This window comes from uncultured Tateyamaria sp. (genome assembly GCF_947503385.1).
GTDB lineage: Bacteria > Pseudomonadota > Alphaproteobacteria > Rhodobacterales > Rhodobacteraceae > Tateyamaria.
This window is the reverse complement of sequence record NZ_CANNDO010000003.1, coordinates 437,741-455,780: the sequence shown is the minus strand read 5'-3', so window position 1 is coordinate 455,780 and position 18,040 is coordinate 437,741. Positions and strand designations below refer to the sequence as shown.

The 18,040-nt window shown below is 61.4% G+C and carries 15 protein-coding genes; 8 read left to right on the top strand and 7 right to left on the bottom strand.

What is annotated here, in order from left to right; genetic code table 11:
• Positions 1-90: 90 nt before the first annotated feature.
• The 6 genes from Q1A85_RS13305 to Q1A85_RS13280 all read left to right on the top strand — a co-directional run bounded on the left by Q1A85_RS13305 (position 91) and on the right by Q1A85_RS13280 (position 6,895).
• Positions 91-1,617, top strand: coding sequence for a sugar ABC transporter ATP-binding protein (locus Q1A85_RS13305; RefSeq protein ID WP_299689908.1), 1,527 nt, complete (start codon positions 91-93; stop codon positions 1,615-1,617).
• Positions 1,604-2,626 carry an ABC transporter permease gene (locus tag Q1A85_RS13300; RefSeq protein ID WP_299689905.1) on the top strand — a complete coding sequence of 341 codons (1,023 nt, stop codon included), beginning with the start codon at positions 1,604-1,606 and terminating at the stop codon, positions 2,624-2,626. The genes Q1A85_RS13305 and Q1A85_RS13300 overlap by 14 nt, the downstream gene beginning before the upstream one ends.
• 26 nt (positions 2,627-2,652) lie before the next feature.
• Positions 2,653-3,693 carry a substrate-binding domain-containing protein gene (locus Q1A85_RS13295; protein ID WP_299689903.1) on the top strand — a complete coding sequence of 347 codons (1,041 nt, stop codon included), beginning with the start codon at positions 2,653-2,655 and terminating at the stop codon, positions 3,691-3,693.
• A 101-nt stretch (positions 3,694-3,794) separates the two neighbouring features.
• On the top strand, positions 3,795-4,553 hold the full coding sequence (locus tag Q1A85_RS13290) for an ATP-binding cassette domain-containing protein (RefSeq protein ID WP_299689900.1): 759 nt from the start codon (positions 3,795-3,797) through the stop codon (positions 4,551-4,553).
• Positions 4,550-5,665 (top strand): ABC transporter permease, encoded by a 1,116-nt coding sequence (locus tag Q1A85_RS13285; protein WP_299689897.1) that lies wholly within the window; start codon positions 4,550-4,552, stop codon positions 5,663-5,665. The genes Q1A85_RS13290 and Q1A85_RS13285 overlap by 4 nt, the downstream gene beginning before the upstream one ends.
• A gap of 87 nt (positions 5,666-5,752) precedes the next feature.
• A complete protein-coding gene (locus tag Q1A85_RS13280; protein ID WP_299689894.1) occupies positions 5,753-6,895 on the top strand; it encodes a substrate-binding domain-containing protein in 1,143 nt (380 codons plus the stop codon).
• Between the two features lie 115 nt (positions 6,896-7,010).
• Here Q1A85_RS13280 and Q1A85_RS13275 read toward each other — a convergent pair whose 3' ends face one another.
• Both Q1A85_RS13275 and Q1A85_RS13270 read right to left on the bottom strand, forming a co-directional pair.
• On the bottom strand, positions 7,011-8,363 hold the full coding sequence (locus Q1A85_RS13275; RefSeq protein ID WP_299689891.1) for a S41 family peptidase: 1,353 nt from the start codon (positions 8,361-8,363) through the stop codon (positions 7,011-7,013).
• Between the two features lie 228 nt (positions 8,364-8,591).
• Positions 8,592-9,488, bottom strand: coding sequence for a hypothetical protein (locus tag Q1A85_RS13270; protein ID WP_299689888.1), 897 nt, complete (start codon positions 9,486-9,488; stop codon positions 8,592-8,594).
• A 222-nt stretch (positions 9,489-9,710) separates the two neighbouring features.
• Between Q1A85_RS13270 and Q1A85_RS13265 the strand changes: the two genes are divergently transcribed.
• The gene (locus tag Q1A85_RS13265; RefSeq protein WP_299689885.1) at positions 9,711-11,606 is read left to right on the top strand and encodes a serine hydrolase domain-containing protein; all 1,896 of its coding nucleotides are present in this window, start codon (positions 9,711-9,713) and stop codon (positions 11,604-11,606) included.
• A gap of 9 nt (positions 11,607-11,615) precedes the next feature.
• Here Q1A85_RS13265 and Q1A85_RS13260 read toward each other — a convergent pair whose 3' ends face one another.
• The 5 genes from Q1A85_RS13260 to Q1A85_RS13240 form a co-directional block, all read right to left on the bottom strand.
• Complete coding sequence (locus tag Q1A85_RS13260) at positions 11,616-12,365, bottom strand: alpha/beta fold hydrolase (protein WP_299689882.1); 750 nt, start codon at positions 12,363-12,365, stop codon at positions 11,616-11,618.
• A gap of 215 nt (positions 12,366-12,580) precedes the next feature.
• A complete protein-coding gene (locus Q1A85_RS13255; RefSeq protein WP_299689879.1) occupies positions 12,581-13,252 on the bottom strand; it encodes a response regulator transcription factor in 672 nt (223 codons plus the stop codon).
• A 55-nt stretch (positions 13,253-13,307) separates the two neighbouring features.
• Positions 13,308-14,873 (bottom strand): HAMP domain-containing sensor histidine kinase, encoded by a 1,566-nt coding sequence (locus Q1A85_RS13250; protein WP_299689876.1) that lies wholly within the window; start codon positions 14,871-14,873, stop codon positions 13,308-13,310.
• Between the two features lies 1 nt (position 14,874).
• Positions 14,875-16,404, bottom strand: coding sequence for an ABC transporter transmembrane domain-containing protein (locus Q1A85_RS13245; RefSeq protein WP_299689873.1), 1,530 nt, complete (start codon positions 16,402-16,404; stop codon positions 14,875-14,877).
• On the bottom strand, positions 16,401-17,465 hold the full coding sequence (locus Q1A85_RS13240) for a hypothetical protein (RefSeq protein ID WP_299689870.1): 1,065 nt from the start codon (positions 17,463-17,465) through the stop codon (positions 16,401-16,403). The genes Q1A85_RS13245 and Q1A85_RS13240 overlap by 4 nt, the downstream gene beginning before the upstream one ends.
• A 141-nt stretch (positions 17,466-17,606) precedes the next feature.
• Here Q1A85_RS13240 and Q1A85_RS13235 point away from each other — a divergent pair, with 141 nt between their 5' ends.
• Positions 17,607-17,912 carry a hypothetical protein gene (locus Q1A85_RS13235; RefSeq protein WP_299689867.1) on the top strand — a complete coding sequence of 102 codons (306 nt, stop codon included), beginning with the start codon at positions 17,607-17,609 and terminating at the stop codon, positions 17,910-17,912.
• Positions 17,913-18,040: the final 128 nt, after the last annotated feature.

The window sequence follows — 18,040 nt, the reverse complement described above, 5'->3', positions numbered from 1 at the left end:
TGACAGCGCGCGCGCTCTGACCTGATGCTAGCGTAACGTTACGGGTAACTCAACGGGGAGGTTGGGGGCCGTAACCCCGGAGGACCCGCCATGCCAGACCTGCAGACAGGTTTGTTCTTTGACAGCATCGACAAGCATTTTGGCGGCACCTATGCGCTCAAGGATGTGTCGTTGACAGTGGGGCGCGGCGAGATCGTGGCACTGCTGGGGGAGAATGGCGCGGGCAAGTCGACCCTGATCAAAGTGCTGGGCGGCATCCATACGGCGGATGCCGGGCGCGTGTTGATCGACGGGCATCCGTATCAGCACAAACCGGCGGGGTTTGGTGAACGGCAAAAAGTCGCGTTCATCCATCAGGACCTTGGCCTGATCGAATGGATGACCGTGGCCGAGAACATCGGCCTTGCCCTCGGATTTTCGCGCAAGAACGGACTGATCCGCTGGAATGATGTCGAACGTTTCGCCGTCCAAGCGCTGCGCAAGGTCGATGCAGAATTTGACCCCACAACGCGCGTCGAAGACCTGACGCGCACCGAAAAAAGCCTTGTGGCGATTGCCCGCGCGCTGGCGGTGGACAGTGAATTTCTGGTGCTGGACGAACCCACGGCGTCGCTGCCGGCGGATGAGGTTGAACGGCTCTTTGCTGCGATCCGGCCCTTGCGGGAAAAAGGGGTGGGCATGATCTATGTGTCGCACCGGCTTGATGAGATTTTCCAGATTGCGGACCGCGTCGCCGTTCTGCGTGACGGGGCCATGGTCGGTGTGCGCAGCATTGCGCACACCACGCCCGAAGAACTGGTGCAAAAGATCGTCGGTCGCAAAACGCGCGAAACCGTCAAGGCGACGGATGCTATCGGCGATGCGGTCTTGTCGCTGCGGGCGTTCGACGTGCCGGGGATGCAAAAGCTCGATCTTGATCTGCAACAGAATGAGGTGCTTGGGTTGGTTGGCCTGCGCGGGGCAGGGCACGAAGCGATTTCCAGAGCACTCTTTGGTCTTGTGCCGTTTGCTGGACGGGTGACGCTAAACGGCGCAGAGCCTGATCTGTCGACCCCGCAAAAGGCGCTGCATTCCGGTGTCGGTCTGGTGGCCAAGGACCGGACGGAGGAATCCGTAGCGATGAGCCTTACAATCCGCGAAAACACGTTCCTTAACCCCGACGGCATTGGTCGCAAGCTGCTGAATATGCTGTCCCCGCGCGTTGAGGCCGAACAGGCCGCAATCATTGGGGCCGAGTTGGGTCTGTCACCCAACGATCCGACACTGGCCATCGAGGCGCTGTCGGGCGGCAACCAGCAAAAGGTTGTCATTGGCCGCTGGCTCGCCACCAATCGCAAGCTCCTGATCTGCGAAGACCCTACCGCGGGCGTCGATGTCGGCGCGAAATCCGAAATTTACGCCCTGCTCAACCGCGCGTTGGGGGACGGTGTGGCCATCCTGATTATCTCGACGGATTTCGAAGAGATCGCCACCATCTGCCACCGTGCCATCGTCTTTAGCCAAGGGGCCATCGTAGACGAATTGAGCGGCACGCGGCTCACCACTGAAAACCTGATCCAGTCTGCATCGGCTGGCAACATCAAGACGATAGGGGGCGGGGCCAGTGCAATCGCTTGAATCCAGCGCGCTCGAGCCGACCAAGGCCGAACTCAAGGGGCTGAGCATGGGCAAACGCGTCATGCGGTTCCTGCCGGTCTATGGCCTTGTCATCCTGACCGTTTTCCTGATCGGACTGTTTTCGGTGCTGTTGCCGAACACCTTTCCGACGATGCTGAACCTGCGGTCCATTATCTCGGACAAGGCGATTATTGCACTGCTGTCTCTGGGCGCGATGATCCCTATGGCGGCAGGCCGGATTGATCTGACGGTAGGGTACGGTATCGTACTGTGGCACATTCTGGCGATCAGTTTGCAAACCATGCTGGGCCTGCCGTGGCCCGTTGCGGTGGCGGTTGTGCTGGTGCTGGGTGCCGTGACCGGGTTCCTCAATGGGCTGCTGGTCGAGGTTGCCAAGATCGACAGCTTTATCGCGACACTGGGCACAGGCACGGTGCTTTATGCGCTGGCGCTGTGGCATACCGGCGGGCGTCAGATGGTGGGTCTGTTGCCGGACGGGTTCTATGCGCTCAACACCACCTTTGTCTTTGGGCTGCCCATCACCGCCTATTACCTGATCGTCATCACGGTCGTTATGTGGATCATCCTCGAATACACGCCCGTGGGCCGGTATCTTTACGCTATCGGCGCGAACCAGCGCGCGGCGCAACTGAACGGTATTCCCACCCGAAAATATGTCATTGGCGCGTTTGTTGCGTCCGGTGCCATGACCGCTCTTGCGGGGGTTTTGCTGGCTGCAAAGCTGCGGATTGGGCAGGCGTCTGTGGGGCTTGAGTTTCTTTTGCCAGCCCTTGTGGGGGCCTTCCTTGGCTCCACCACGATCAAGCCGGGGCGGGTCAACGTCTGGGGCACCGTGGTGGGTGTCGTCATCCTCGCCGTGGGTATTTCGGGCATTCAACAATTTGGCGGCTCCTTCTGGGTCGAGCCGCTTTTCAACGGGGTTACCCTGCTGGTTGCCATCGGCATCGCAGGCTACGCACAGCGCAAAAAAGGTGCAGACAAGCGCTGATTTCGACATTGCAAAGGGAGGAAACAATGCAAAAACGGACATTTATGGCGGGGCTTCTCGCCACGACGATAATGGTCGCAGCACCGGTGCTGGCAGCCGATTGGGATGGGCCGACAAGCGGACCAGCCGCAGCGGAGGGCAAATCGATTGTCGTTGTCGCCGGTGATCTGAAAAACGGTGGCATCCTAGGTGTGACCACGGGTGTCGAAGAGGCCGCGGCCAAGATCGGCTGGCAGGTACGCGTACTGGACGGTGCAGGGTCCATTCAGGGCCGTACGGCTGCGATTGGTCAAGCGCTGGCGCTGAAGGCGGATGGGCTTATTATCAACGGTTTTGACGCCGTTGAGCAGCAGGCCGCGCTCGAAGGGGTGGTGGATGCAGGTGTGCCCATGGTTGCGTGGCACTCGGGTCCAAAGATTGGCTGCGACGCGCCCGGCGGCATCTTTGCCAACGTGTCGACGGACGCAATGACCGTGTCCGAAGTGGCGGCCGAATGGGCCATCGAGGATGGTGGCAGGGATATCGGCGTCGTCATCTTTACCGACAGCACCTACCAGATTGCCATCGACAAGGCGGACCGGCTGAAAGAGACGGTCGAGGCCGCAGGTGGCACCGTTCTGGAGTATGTGGACACGCCCATCGCTGACACCTCCACGCGTATGGGTCCGCTGACCACGTCGCTGTTGCAGAAATACGGTGACAGCTGGACACATGCGCTGGCGATCAACGACCTCTATTTTGACTTCATGGGTCCATCGCTGGCTGCTGCGGGTCTGTCCCCAGACAAGGGGCCGCAAGCGGGCTCTGCCGGGGACGGGTCCGAGGCGGCTTTCCAGCGCATCCGGTCGAACGGCTATCAGGCCATCACCGTGGCCGAGCCGCTGAACCTGCAAGGCTGGCAACTGGTGGACGAGTTGAACCGCGCCATGCAGGGCGAGGCCTGTTCAGGCTATGTGACGTCGCCTGCGTTGGTCACGCCGGAAGGTCTGGCCAAGCTGGGTGACAGCAACGCCTTTGATCCCGACATTCCCTACCGCGCGGCTTACGCGGATATCTGGGGCAAGTAACTCTCCCGGCGGGGCTTGGACCGTCACGGTCCGGCCCCGCATTTTTCTGACATCAGGGCAGGGGTTCTGCCCATCCCATCCGTCCGACGGAGGATAATTCCATGGCTGATACGCCACTCGTGCAGATGCGCGGGATAACCAAACGTTTTGGCGGTGTGACCGCCTTGCAGAATGTCGATCTCAGCGCCCATGCGGGTGAAGTATTGGCCATAGTGGGCGACAATGGTGCGGGGAAATCAACGCTGATCAAGGTGCTGACCGGCGTCTATCAACCCACCGAGGGCGAGATTTTCCTTGATGGGCAAAAGATCGAATTTGCCAGCCATGCCGAGGCGATCGAGGCGGGCATTGACGCGGTGTACCAGACGCTGGCGCTGGCCGACCACCTTGATCCGGCGGCCAATATGTTTCTGGGCAACGAATTGACCAAGAAGGTGCTGGGGATCGAAATCCTCGATCTCAAGCGGATGCGGTCGGAGACGGAGCGGGTGCTGATGGAACGGCTTGGCGTCAAACTCAAGTCGTTGGATGCCCCCACCGAAAGCCTGTCGGGCGGGCAACGTCAGGCCGTGGCCATCGCGCGCGCTGTCTACAGCGAAGGGTTGCGGGTGTTGGTGATGGATGAACCCACCGCGGCGTTGGGCCCGCAAGAGACTGCGCGGACATTGAAACTCATTCAGGCGGTCAAGGAACAGGGGCTTGCGGTGATCCTGATCAGCCATTCGCTGGACGATGTGTTCGAGGTATCTGACCGCGTGCATGTGCAGCGGCGCGGCCAGTGCGTCGGTGTGGTCAAGACATCCGACAGCAGCACCCAAGAGGTGCTGGGCATGATCGTCGGCGCGGAGGAAGCGGCATGAACACGGCAACGGCAAAACCATTCTCCGAACGGATGGAACCTTATATCGCGATCATTGGCCCTATGGTGATGATCCTCGCCATTCTGCTGTTTATGGGGGTCGCGGAACCGGCGCGCTATTTCCGGGCCACGAACCTTAATCTGATCCTGTTGGATGCAGCGCTGTATATGCCGATGGCGATGGCGATGACCTTTGTCATCACGCAGCGCGGCATTGACCTGTCCATCGGTTCCATCGCGGCGCTTTCGTCCATCATGATGGCATTCCTGATCAAGCAATACGGGTTTTCGGTCTATATCGCCGTGCCCATCGCGATCATGCTGGGTGCGCTGATGGGGTTGATCAACGGGCTGATCATCACCCGGTTCAATGTGCCTGATCTGATCGGCACGCTGGCGATGGATCTTGTTTATCGCGGTTTTGCCTTGGTGATTGCCAAGGGGTTGGTGCTGGCACGTTTTCCCGACTTCCTGACCGAGATCGGGCGCGGGCAAATCCCCGGTTTTGTGCCAATCCCGGTGCTGATTGGGGCAGCCACGATGATCGCAGGATATGTCCTGCTGACCCGCACCTATTTTGGCCGCTACACCATCGCCATCGGGTCCAATCCCGAAGCGGCGGAACTGACTGGCATCAGTGTCAAGCGGCACAAGGTCTACGCTTATGTGCTGTGCGGGGCCTGCGCCGCGATCGGGGGCATTTTGCTGACCGGCAAACTGAATGCGATTCAGGCGACCTCCGCACCCTATTTCAACCTGCACGTCATTGCGGCGGTGGTTGTGGGGGGCACGTCGCTGTTCGGTGGGCGGGCGTCGATGCTGGGATCCTTTGCGGGCGTGTTGCTGCTGTCCATGATGATCAACGCGCTGGTGACGCTGCGGATCGAGTTCTTTTGGCAATCCGTCGCCTCGGGCGTCGTCATCGTCAGCTCGGTGGCGCTCTACACATGGATGCAAAAGAAAGACCGTGACGGGGCGGGGGGCCTGCTGGCGGGTCTGCAAACCCCGGACGGTCAAAAGATGCTGCGCTTTTCCGCGCTGCTGATCGGTCTCCTGATTGGCCTTCTGGCCATCGGCGGGATCTTTGCCGGTGATCCAAATCCAAGCGGATGATCGGCCAACATGTGGGTTGGTCGGGTCGAGGGTGCAGCCCCGACACCGACCGCTGGCCCCACACTCATTGCAAAGGGAGGAACCAAGATGAGACTTTTAGCAACCACAGCCCTCATGGCAACAGCGCTTGCGGGCGCGACCTTGGCCGATGGGCACGCGACTCTGCCACTCAAGGAGTTGCCGGGTATCGCAGACCGCGACTACTGGGTGCCAGGCGAAGTGAACGCCGAGGGCAAGCTGGAGGCGTTACAAGCGGTCGTGGGATCGGATGCCGTGGCCTTTTCCGGCACGCTGGACAACCCGGTGCAGATCGCTCTGATCTACCCGTCCGCCGACACGTCGGATTTCTGGGCGCGCAATTATCTGGCTCTGACCAAGCGGCTGGACCAATTGGGCATCGCATATGAAACGACGGAGTTTGCGTCACGGCAGATCGAACATTCACTGCAATCGACCTATGCAAACCAAGTGGCGCAGGATGCCGATCTCTATGACTACGTGATCTTTGGCCCGTCCGAGTTGGCCATTCAGGCTGACAATATCGACAAACTGGCGGCGAATGACGGGTTTTCCACCTATGTCTGGGCGTTCCACACACCGTTGAAGACGCTGGAAAATCAGCCTGACGCGTGGTTCGATTTCTCGTCAGCTGCGGGCGCGCTGACCATGTGCGAATACATGATCGAACGTCTGGGCGAAGGCGTGACCATGGCGATGAACCGGGGCATCCCGGGCATCACCGACAACCAGCGTTCCGGCGATTTCAAGGACTGCGTCGAGACCAAGGCCGGATGGACCACCGTCTATGAGCACTATGGCGAGTACCAGCGCGAGGGCGGCTTTGCTGGCACATCCCTGATCCTGCAAGCCTATCCGGAGGCCAATATCATCCACAACGCCAACACGGCCATGGCGATGGGATCGGTCGAGGCGCAAGTGGCCGTTGGCAAAGAAAAGGACATCTTTTCAACAGGCTGGGGCGGCACTGGCCTTGAGCTGGACGCCATCCGTCGGGGAGAGTTGGATGCAACTCCGATGCGTATGGGCGACGATGTGGGTGCCGCAACCGCCGAAGCCATCAAGGCCGATCTTGAGGGCCGTGCGGACGCATTGCCTCTCGTCTTTCTTGGCCGGATCACAGTGGCCCATGACCAGATGAGCGCAGAAGAGATCGACGCGCTTGAACAGGAAGCGTTCCGCTTTTCCGGTGTGGGCGCGCTAGAGCGCTGATTGAACGGACATGGCGCGGTGCAGTTTTGCGTCGCGCCATTGTCGCCTTTACCTGCGCGGTTCGGCATTTGTCAGTTGCGACACCGGACAAGCATCACAAAGGCTTGTCCTGCGTCTAAGGCGTGTTGCCGCGCAATACTTCGATCACCTGTCGGTGGCTCTCTATCGGGGTTTCATCCGTCAACACGGGCAGCGCGACATGCGGTGGAATACCGCGCCCCTCCCATCGGTGCCCGTCTGCATCCAGATAGAGTTCGTTCGACAGGCTCAGCTGCCAACCATTGGGCAAGCTGCGGGACACTGCGTCGGACAATGCGCCCCGCGTTGTTTCACCCACATGGGTCACATGCGGTTGCGGGCGCAGCGCCAGCGTCAGGATCTCCGCTGCGCTCACGGTCACATGGCTTGTCAGCACGATGACCGCACCGTTAAATCGAGCATCTGTGTTTGGGTCGATGACAACCCGCGTTTCGATGGGGCGGGCGGCATCGGCCGCACGTTTGGTGTAGGCGAAGGTGGGTGTCCGAACAAACCGGCGCGCGACCTCTCGGGCAACGATGTCGCTGCCGCCGGAATTGACGCTCAAATCCAGCAGCAGGGTACTGGCGCGGCGCGCAGTGAAATACGCAATGATTTCGTCGAGCAGAATTTGCGCCATCTGTAGATCGTCCGCAGGGTCGAACCCACCCAGAGTGGCAAAGGCCAGATAACCGATGTCGCGGGTCAGCATTCCATACTGGATCCGGTCCTGTCCGATCATTTGCCCGCGACCCTGCAATATATCCTTTTGGATGCTGTCGTACCAAAGTGCATCGCGAAAGGCATGTGCGGCGCGGTCCGGATCAGCGCCTGCGGCGTCTGCGTCATCCCGTAGGTGTTGCACAATCCTAGCCCGCCCCGGCGCTGCCACGTGCCGCACACCGTCAATCTCTGCAACGAGGCTGACATGGCTGTCCCGGATCGGGCTGATCAACCACGCCAGTACGTCAAAGAGTGCCCGGTCGCTCGTGTCCGCCCCGACAAGCGTCCGCGCCTCTGCCACACGCGCGGACCAGTCGACATCATAAAGCGGAAAGAACGGATAATGGGCATCAAAATACCCCACGAACGCATCAAACACCGTTGCCGGATCGGTTGGCATGTGCACGGCGCATGATGGCGGCAAGCCGTGCAGACGGCGGGCGGCAATGCGATGTGGATCGTGCCAGAAGGCAAGATTGAGCATTTGGCCATGGCCGGACAGAGTGAACGTGATGCCGGGCAGCACCTCTGTGATGGGTGTCATGCCGTCGCTTTCCGCGATGCAGAAATCTGGGCCGGTGCTGTAGACCCGCGCGCGGTCCCCGGCGATCTCTAGGATCATGCCGTACCCATCCGTTTCCCAGATGCCGTCAACGGACGGCGTGTCAAACGCCGCGGCCTGACAGGCTCCGACGCAGAGGCAAAGTGTCAGAAAACACTGTTTCAACTCACATCTCCAATTGTCAGTAGGTGTCTGCAAGGGGGGGTGGCGCGCGTCCCCTCCGCTCTGGCTTTTGCGACCGACATGTGGCGCGCCTGTCGGCGTTTCGCGAGGGTTTACGCAAGCCATTGTGCGGCCAGGATCAACCCGAGTGCAAAGATAAGGAGCATATAAACCCGCATCGAAATGCGACTGCGGAACTTACGCCCGAACAAGGGGCGATGTGCGTGCGGGCTATGGCGCGACATCGGTGACGCTCCATCCCGGGTTGGTCATGATTTCCGTCGGCCCGGTGAACGCTTGCGCGGCCAGTGGATCGCCCAGCAGATGAAAGGTCAGCCATGCGGTCAGATAGCCCCGGAACACCCCTGCATCATCCGCCAATGCGATGTGATCGGCGCATTTGGCCACGCCGAAGACACGCAGGCCGGGCCCGCTCAGGCTGTCAAACAAATTCCTGTTCAGACGGACGGGTGAGATAAACGCGTCTTGCGTCCCGGTCAGGATCAAAACCGGGGCCGTGATCGAGGTGGCGTCATAACTCAGGTCCAGCCGGAAGAAGTCCAAGGCTTGTTGCGTCGGCGTTCCGTGCACGGCAAGGGCTGTCGCGCGGCGACCTTCGGCGGATCGGGTGTGAGCGTTGATGCTCCCCACGGCCCCTTGTGACGATCCGAGAAAGGCAAATGTTTGAGGCAAGATACGCCCGAACAAGGGGTGATCCGGCGTTCTGGACCAGAGCTTTGAGTCCTCCAGCAGGGCGATGGCGCGGTCACCGGACCCCATTTGCCGGTCGTCGCTGCCGATGACTGCCAGACCCCAAGACGCAAGATGCCGCGCGATGGCGTCATACGTGGTGATGGTCTCGCCCGTACCGTTCTGCCAGATGACGAGGGGCACCGGCCCGTCTGGGTTGACCGGAATATATGCGACGCCTCCCGGTCGCCCGAATGTTGCGGGTGTCCGAAGGCGCGACACCGGATAGGGTCCGGCGACGCTATAGCGATGTTCGATCCGCCGTGCGACATCAAACCCGTGGCGCACTGGCATCGCACAGGCGGCTATCAGCGCGCATGTGACAAACACGATCAAGCGAAAGCCGGACGCGCGATCCGGGATATCAGAAGATGTCATAAAAAACCTGCGTTGCGTGGATGGCGTCCGCGTGACTTCGCGCAATGCTGCGCGCGTGTCGTCCGATCCTATGGGCACGGAACGGATGGGACTTGGCCCCCGCGGTGGTGATGGCGGCAGTTGTCCGTGCCGGTACGCTGGTACGACGGGCCAGCGCAATGTCCGTACCCAGTGCTGGTCCGGCAGGACCGGACCCGGCGTGGCAATGGATCGGAAATGGGTATGGCACACACACGGATTGAACCACGTCGCAGGTGGGTCCCTTCGGCGCATCTTTTGATGGCGGCCTTTATCTGGTTCACGCCGGTATCTGCAACGCCCGCAGCCGCGCAAAGCGCGTGGCGGTCAGACCTGCCCGGCTTTGTCGATGGGTTGGTAACAACCGGCCTTGATCAGGACGCTGTCGCCGGTGCCGCTGTTGTGGTGGTGTCCAGTGACGCGGTAATCTTGTCACGCGGGTATCGCCTTGGTGATGTGCGGACGGGGCGGTTGATGGATCCGGAACGTGACAGTGTTCCGCTCGCGTCGGTGACCAAGATCTTTACAGCGCTGGCCATCCTCCAATTGGTGGAAGATGGGCGTATCGCGTTGGATGCGCCGATACATCAGTACATGCCCGGTCTGAGGTTGCATCAGCGTTTCGGGGACATTTCTGTCGCACATCTGCTGGGACACAGTGCCGGTCTGGAGGAACGGCACGCGGGCTATTTCCGACCCTTGCCGGCGTTGCCCAAAATCGCGCAGTTGTCCGCCATCCTGCCGCGCCAGATACGCCCGCCCCAAGAGGTCATCGCCTACTCTAACGCCAGCTACGTTCTGCTGGGCCAGATTGTGGCGCAGGTTACGGGCCGCCCGTTCGCGGCGCATTTGACCGAGGCAATCCTCGCCCCGCTGGGTGTGGATGATCCGCGTTTCATGCACGCCCCGCCGGAACATCGGGGCACCAGCCCGTTTCATGTCTGGCAAGCGGGGCGTTACATGGCCATTGATCCGGCACCCACTCCAGAGGTCCACACGGCGTCGGGCGGGCTGGCCCTGACGGCGCGGGATGTGGGCCACGTCATGCAGGCCCTGTTGCGGCAAAAAACAGCGGGCCGGTCAGAGGGCCTGTCGGCCTCGGCGATTGCGGCGATGCGGGAGCCTGCCGTGCCGGAGCGGGCGGAATTTGCCGCCCGAACGCTTGGCTATTGGACCGACACATGGGCCGGGCATACGGTTTTCCATCATGGTGGTACGCATTTCGGATTTCACACCAATATGGTGCTGGTTCCGTCTCTGGACCTTGGGTTTTTTGTTGTGGCCAATGGGCCATCCGGTGCGGCACTGATGGGACTGCCACGCAGAGCCCTGCGCGAAATCATCGCGCCGGACAACATCCAGCGCCGCCCGCGCGCAGCATGTGATGCCACCTGTCAGGAGGCATATGCAGGGCATTTCATCGCGACCCGGCGCAACGATACGGGACTGGACCGGTTGCGCGTGTCCGCAACGCCGATAGTCAGGGTCCACCCCTCGGGCGACGAAGGACTTTTGGTTGATAGGCTTGGCTACTCGCGGCTGTTCGCGGCCACCGGAGAAGACCAGTTTGAGACGCCAGAAGGGGACATGCGCCTTGGGTTTCGGCGCAACGCCAAAGGGGCTGTCGTGGGCGGCGACCTTGGCGATGGTTTTCACAGCTTTGACCGGCTGACATTCTGGCGATCAGAACACTCCCTGCACACAGGTCTCGTGGCGGTGTTGTTCGGCGTTTTGGTAAGTGCGGGGGCTGCCGGTGTCGCTTGGCGCAGGTCTGGCCGACCGATCAGTGTGCCGCTTGTTCTGTCGCTGGGCTGGATGTCCTTGGCTGCGGGTAGCGTCGTCCTGATTCAACGGGCACTGGACAGTCGTGATGTGTCTTCATGGGCTGGGGCAAACGCTGGTCTTTGGACCGTGACAGCGTTCTACGCCGGCGCGTGTGCTTTGTTGGTTTGGGCCGTGGTTTGGCTGGTCAGACAGAGCAGAGCCGCAAAGACGCGCCGCGGCGAACGGGTGCTGGTTTGGGCGGCGGTCCCGTGCATTGCATGGGCGTTGCTGACCGCATGGGTGTGGAATGTTCCGACCGCCGCGCTCACGTGGTGACGTGACGGGTTAATGCAGACCGACGCGGTTCAGGAAACGCTCAATGCTGTGGCGGAGTTGAACCGGGTTGTCCGTGTGCAGCATATGCCCTCCGGGCAACCGTTCCAGTTCTGCACCGGCGATACGGTCCGCCATTAGGGTGGCACCGTGGTGGGTGGCGGTGTTCTTCTGTCCGACGATCACCAGTGTCGGCACGCTGATCTGCGGCAGTCTTGGCCGTCCGTCATACTGGGCGGCGGCCTCCAACACAGCGGTGAGGCGCGCGCGGTCTGTCGCTGCCATCTGCCGTCGGAGTTCTGTCCGGGTTTCAGCGCTGTGTCCAAGGCCCGACAGCCACGCCAGAGCGCGTTGCGGGACGATACGGACCAATCCGGTCGCGATGCGTGCGGACAATCGTCCCGACAGACGGTCCCGCACGGTCGGGACCGCTTCGATCAGGATCAGCGCGCTGATGCGGTTCTGCAACCGCGCTGCCAATTCCAATGCGACCATGCCCCCAAGCGAATGTCCGATCAGCACCGTACCCGGTTGCACACGGCCTTGCACAGCGTCAGCATAGGTTTCGACGCGCGGCGGATACGCCATGTCAGCCAGACCATGGCCGGGCAGGTCCGGTGTCTGCGCACGCGGATACGACGCGGTGATCGGCCCCCACGTATCGCCTGCCAATCCCGCGCCGTGCAGCCACATCGTGTCACGCGCCCTCAGCGCAGATGCCGAATGGTCGCGCCTGTCGTTGGGAAAATCTGAATGTGACATTGCAACGTGGTCCTTTCCGCGTATTTGACGCTTTGCCGGGTCAGGTTTCCAGATTTCCGCCAGCCCGTCGTCCGCATGGGCCCTGCATGTGTCTGACCCCAACCGCGCGGACAGGCGGTATGGATCGGCACGACGCGCGAACTGACGATCAGAATGCACTGTTTTCCGCGAGACCATCGCTGCCGGTCATTTGTGACGGCACGCGGCTGCGGGTGTCAGGACATCCGGTAGCCGACATTGCGCAGGGTTACGATGCGCGCACCCTCGCTTCCGATCTTGCGACGCAACCGACCAACATAGACATCGACCACATTGGTCAGCGGATCTGCATTCAAACCCCAAACCGCATTCAGGATGCGTTCGCGCGACAAAACGCGACCCGAGTTGGTCAGAAACAGCAACAGCAGATCACGCTCTTTCTTTGACAGTTCAACTTCGGACCCGTGCACATTGACCTGCAAAGATGCACGATCAAATGTCAGCGCGCCACTGGAGATAACCGTATCATTCGTATGCGAAAGGTAGTTGGTGGCCCGGCGATGCAGCGCCTCGATCCGGGCCACCAATTCGTCGAAATCAAACGGTTTGGGCAGGTAGTCATCCGCACCAACCTTGAGGCCCTCGACCCGTTCTTCTGGCGTGTCGAGCGCGGTGAGCATCAGGATTGGCGTCTTTGTATTGCGGGCGCGCAGTTTGCGGCACACGTCCTTGCCCTGAATGCCGGGCAGCATCAGGTCCAGCAGGATCACGTCATAGCCATTACACGCCGCCTGTTCGAGCGCATCCTCTCCGTTGGAGACGTGATCGACGGACCAACCGTCAGCGGCAAGGCCCCGGCGGATGAAGTCGGCGACACGTGTTTCGTCCTCGACAAGCAGGATGTTCATGGCAGGCCTCGTGTTTTGTGTTGGGCCTCGGGTGCGGGCAATTGGGTTTGATACATCAGCGCGCCCCGTCGGCAGCAGGTGGTGGTGCCTTGGGCAATGTGATCACAACCCCAAGGCCACCGGCATCACGGTCGTGCAGGTCGACCGCACCGTTGTGCGCCTCGACAATGGACTTGACGACCGGAAGGCCAAGGCCGCTGCCCTCGCTGCCCTGACCGGAGGTGTTCGAACCACGAAAGAACCTGTCGAATGCCTGCGCTTTCTCCGCCGCGCTTAACCCCGGGCCGTCATCCTCAACCGCGATGATCTGTGCGTGGGCCGTGTCGCGGAGCGTCACCGAGATGGTTGGCCCACCGTACCGTCGTGCATTTTGCAGCAAGGCGAGGACCGATTGGCGCAATCGCACCTCATCGACGTGGGCGGGCACAGGAATGTCAGGGGTATCAATGTGGACCTCGCGCGGGAACATGGCGTTGGCATCGTGAATGACCTTGCGCAAGTCCGTTTCCTTGCGGTCGAGCCGCAATTGCCCGGCCTCGACCCGCGCGACAGTCAGCATATCGTCCACGATCTGATTGGTGTGTTTCGCGGATTCGCGGATGCGCGCCATGGAATCCGATACCTCGTTGCTGAGCGTGGTGGATGTGCGCAGGGTGACATCGGCCTCACCCAGAATAATGGCCAATGGGGTGCGGAGTTCGTGGCTGATGTCGGCCATAAGCTGCTTGCGGTTCTCCTCGCCGTTTTCAAGCTTGCGGATGAGCTGTTGCAACTCAGCGGTGCGCGTGGCCACGGTTTCTTCCAGCTGTTTGCGTTGCTCTGCGCGGCTGGCTTCGCGGGCGGCCAAACCGTCTGCCATCTGATTCAGAATGCCGCCAAGATCGCGGAATTCGCGACTGCCACCCAGATAAACGGGTTCTGTGTACTGCGCCTGCCGCAACTGATCGATGCCGCGTTTGAGGCGGATGATCGGATTGCGGATTTGGGCGTTGAACGACAATAGCCCAATGATCAGCGTCACGACGGTGATCACCAGAATGATGTAGACCAGCCGTTCGTTCCAATCGCGGAATGCGGCGGCGGCGGACACCACCTCTTCGACTTCCTCAAGCTCGCCAGCGAGTGCGGCAGCGATTTTGCGATCAAGTTTGTCGTCAATATCGCCGTCCAGCAAAGCGGCCAGTCGCTCGATCTGGATGAACGTGTCAATCGGGTCCCCGGACGCGGACAATGTCGCAATGGCATCGTTGACCGCGCGGATGTCCTGTTCGATTGCGTCCAGCAGCTCGAATTCCTCGATCTCTTCTGCGCCGACCATCGCGACCTCACGGTCAATCACGTCGCGGATGTTCAGCAGGTTCTGTTCAATGGCTTCGCGCAGCGCCCGTTCCCTTTCGCCGCGGTCGCGGTCTCCGATCAGCAAGGCGTCGCCATGTTGTTTGAACAGCCGGTACAAATCCGCCTCAAGGCGCAGATGCAGCCCATAGGATTCCTGTGCAAGCATTATGCGTTCGTCCCACCAGCGTGTCTTGTCCAGACTGTAGAGCATCAGACCGGCCAATCCTCCGACCAGCGCGATGAGGATGCCGGCATAGACACCAAACAGGGTGGTAGAGCGCATGTCAGTCGACCCTATGCTTGTCCGGCGGCGTGGGTGCGGTGCCGGTCTCTGCTATGATAACCGTTGCCGCGGCTTGCGACATCAGCGTTTGCATCAACAGGTCTTGATCCGGTTCAACCGCCCACCGCAAGGATGCTATGACAATGACGTTCGCCTGCCCAAGAACAGCGCGTGCAAGGTCCAGCCGCAAGGTTTGCGCATGACTGAGGCCCCTGCCGTTTTCCGCGATGCGCTGGTCAAGGCCGCGCGGCGCGCAGAGCAGGTCATGCAATCCGAACGCTGTCAGCGTGGCGATGATGGCATCGTCGCTGGGCCTTTTTGCGCAGGTCAGGGTGGCGGAGCGGCGCAGGCTGCCTTGCAAGGCGACATGCGCGTCGCCGATATGGGCCACCTTTGGCCGGGACGTCCGCGTGTCGAACTGCACCTCCAACCCGTGCTCAGGATCAAGGCCAGAGATGCAGCGCGCCACATGTGCAGCGCGCGGGTGACGCAATGTAGCAATGGTGCCGCCACTGGCCGTGAAATGCGCCGAGGCGCCGCCGCACGTTCCGCGCAACGTGACAGTGGGCGCGCGGCCTGCGCGCCGTGCGCGTCTTTTCACTGTGGGTTCGCCGAACAGGCGCAACAGCTTCACGCGGGCAATCCGCCACGCACAGAAGCTGTCCCAAGAGGCGCCCAAATCCTGCAAGGGCAGGGCGACCAGAGCGAGGACTGACAGGCAGGCAGCGACGGTCGCGGGTGCTGCACCACCCCCGAGGCTCGCCTGCCACAGCACGGTCAGCCCCGACAAGGCCATCCCCACCTGCAAAATCGCCTGCAATCCCGCCGTGCGCCCCCTCCGGGCGACAGCCGCGCGGCGCAGGGACGCGCCGTGAGTGTCAAGCGCGCGCAGCTCTTTGGATGTGCGTCCCATAAGGTCGAGATCGGGGGCAATCGCGATCCGTTCAATCATGCCGATTGCGATGCTGGCGCGCCGCGCCCTCAGGCGGCGGTGGCGCTGTTCCAGATGCCAAGCCATGCCAGTCATCGCGATGATGGTCAGACCAAGTGGGATCAGCGCAGCCGTGGCGAGACGGGTATCAAGTGCGACAAGGATTGCCACGGCAGCGGGCAGAATGACGAGCGCTGTTAGAACATCCGGCAAACCACGACCAAACCACAGGCGCGCGGCCGACAAATCGCCCACAAACCGCAGCGACAACGCGCCGAGGCGGCGCTGCGCGTGGCGCCCGGTGGGAAGGCGCGCGATGTGACCATAAAGCGCGCGGCGCAAGGTGATGGCATAGCTCTGACCCAGGGCTTCGGCCCGGCGGCGTGCCAGAAACAGGCACAGCGCAACGATGACACCGGCCCCGGCCAGCGCGCAGACTGTCCGAAGGGTCAGAGCGGCGCCATTGTGCAGCGCCGCAAAGGCATCGCGGGTGGCAAAGGCGGCGACGGCCAGCGCTGTCGCCTGCAAGATGCCAAGGGATATGATCAGGACCGCGTCTATGACGCGGTCCTGCGTGGCCACATGGGGGAGTGTGGTCATGCGGCCACGTCCTTTGGTGCCTGACGCATCAACGGTGCGACATAATGTTGAATGACATCAGGCGACCAAAGCTCTTCGCGCGACAGGATCGGCAGGTGCGATACCGAGGCCGCCTCTGCCGTGGCGAGGGGCGAACAGCTGACCATGCCGGAGATGGCAAACGGGCTCAGCATCATTTGTTGCAGCACCATCACCCCACCCAGCGCGCTGAGCGCATCAGGTGCAGCGAACAGGATTCCGTCCAGTCTGTCGCGAATGCGCGAGGATTTGAGAATGGCTTGGGTTTCTTGTTGAAAGACACCGTCGGCGATTTCGACCACCACGACCTCCGCGCCGCGCGCCGCTGCGGTGGCCACCAGCGTGTCAAAGCCCGCCTCGATCCGGTCCAGCGGCATCCGGAATGTCGTGGCCATGCCTGCATCCGTAAAATCCAGAGCAGGCGCGCCGCCGTCCTCAAAGCTGTTGAAGTCCCCAAAGGCACCCGTGCCCGTCGCCTTGACCCCCGCCACGGCATAACCCGCACGCATAAGACCATGCCCCAGACTGGAGGCAGCAGTCGTTTTGCCCGAATTCATGGATGCGCCAAAGACGCCGATGACCGTAACATCTTCGTTCGGTGTGAGGCTGGGCAAGGCATAGTCGGCAATGTTTATGGGTGTACCGCCCGTTCCTGTCAGCAGGCCCAGTGGTCTGAGGCGGGTGGGCGCGTCCATCGCCACATGCGCGGCATCGACGCGCCCCGCAACGCCGCCACCTGCGACAAGGTCAATCAGGTCATCATCGATGATCGCAGTGGCAAGGAATTGATCCGGCGCATAACGATCCCCAAGGCAAAGAACGACCAGATCGCCGGGATAACTCAGCGCGGCACGGCGTTCGGCCAGCTGAATTTTCTTGTGATGTCCGATCTCGGCGATTTCACACAGGACCAGATTGCCCGCCTTGGCCCGCGCCAGATGCGTACACACGCCGCGGACGTCGTTCCGATTGACCCGACGGGTGGTAAACGCCCATTTGGCGATATCGCAATGGGCGGGTGTGATTTGAGAATACAGTGTCATGTTGCGCTCCGTGTTTGGCGTTTCATGGCACTTGATCTATCGGCGCCGCATGAGCGGGATCGCAAAATCGGATGAAGGCGAACGCTGTATTTGGATGAACGCCATATGAACGTGTGAGAGGGCTTCGCGGGCGCGAGACGGATGTCAGTCATCGTCACCCCCATCATCATCGCCGCTATCGTCGCCGCCGCCTTCGTCACCGCCATTATCGTCATCACGGTCGTCGTCGTCGCGGTTGTCTCGCGCATTCCGATCGCTGCGGTCATCCTCGGGATCGCGGCGCAGTTCGCCAACGGTCAGGACCCCGTCGCCATTGTGGTCAGACCGGTTCAGCAGACGAGCGGCCCCCGCCGCGCCAAAGGCGGTTGTCAATTCTGCACGGTTCAATCTGCGATCGGAATCGGTATCGACAGAGCGAAAGCTGGCGCTTTGTGCCAACGCCTGTAACGGGCTCACGGTCAGGACCGGCACAACACACAAAACGGCCCGCAAAATGCGCGCGTGGTCTGTCGCTCCGTGTCGCCTGTTTCCTGTCATCCCCACGCCTGCTCGTCTCATGTGACACCGGCACCAAC

Coding starts and splice junctions, on each gene's coding strand:
- Q1A85_RS13305 (WP_299689908.1), top strand. CDS start 91: ATGCCAGACCTGCAGACAGGTTTGTTCTTTGACAGCATCGACAAGCAT.
- Q1A85_RS13250 (WP_299689876.1), bottom strand. CDS start 14,873: ATGCGCTCTACCACCCTGTTTGGTGTCTATGCCGGCATCCTCATCGCG.
- Q1A85_RS13240 (WP_299689870.1), bottom strand. CDS start 17,465: ATGACACTGTATTCTCAAATCACACCCGCCCATTGCGATATCGCCAAA.
- Q1A85_RS13235 (WP_299689867.1), top strand. CDS start 17,607: ATGTCAGTCATCGTCACCCCCATCATCATCGCCGCTATCGTCGCCGCC.
- Q1A85_RS13285 (WP_299689897.1), top strand. CDS start 4,550: ATGAACACGGCAACGGCAAAACCATTCTCCGAACGGATGGAACCTTAT.
- Q1A85_RS13280 (WP_299689894.1), top strand. CDS start 5,753: ATGAGACTTTTAGCAACCACAGCCCTCATGGCAACAGCGCTTGCGGGC.
- Q1A85_RS13295 (WP_299689903.1), top strand. CDS start 2,653: ATGCAAAAACGGACATTTATGGCGGGGCTTCTCGCCACGACGATAATG.
- Q1A85_RS13265 (WP_299689885.1), top strand. CDS start 9,711: ATGGCACACACACGGATTGAACCACGTCGCAGGTGGGTCCCTTCGGCG.
- Q1A85_RS13255 (WP_299689879.1), bottom strand. CDS start 13,252: ATGAACATCCTGCTTGTCGAGGACGAAACACGTGTCGCCGACTTCATC.
- Q1A85_RS13260 (WP_299689882.1), bottom strand. CDS start 12,365: ATGTCACATTCAGATTTTCCCAACGACAGGCGCGACCATTCGGCATCT.
- Q1A85_RS13270 (WP_299689888.1), bottom strand. CDS start 9,488: ATGACATCTTCTGATATCCCGGATCGCGCGTCCGGCTTTCGCTTGATC.
- Q1A85_RS13245 (WP_299689873.1), bottom strand. CDS start 16,404: ATGACCACACTCCCCCATGTGGCCACGCAGGACCGCGTCATAGACGCG.
- Q1A85_RS13290 (WP_299689900.1), top strand. CDS start 3,795: ATGGCTGATACGCCACTCGTGCAGATGCGCGGGATAACCAAACGTTTT.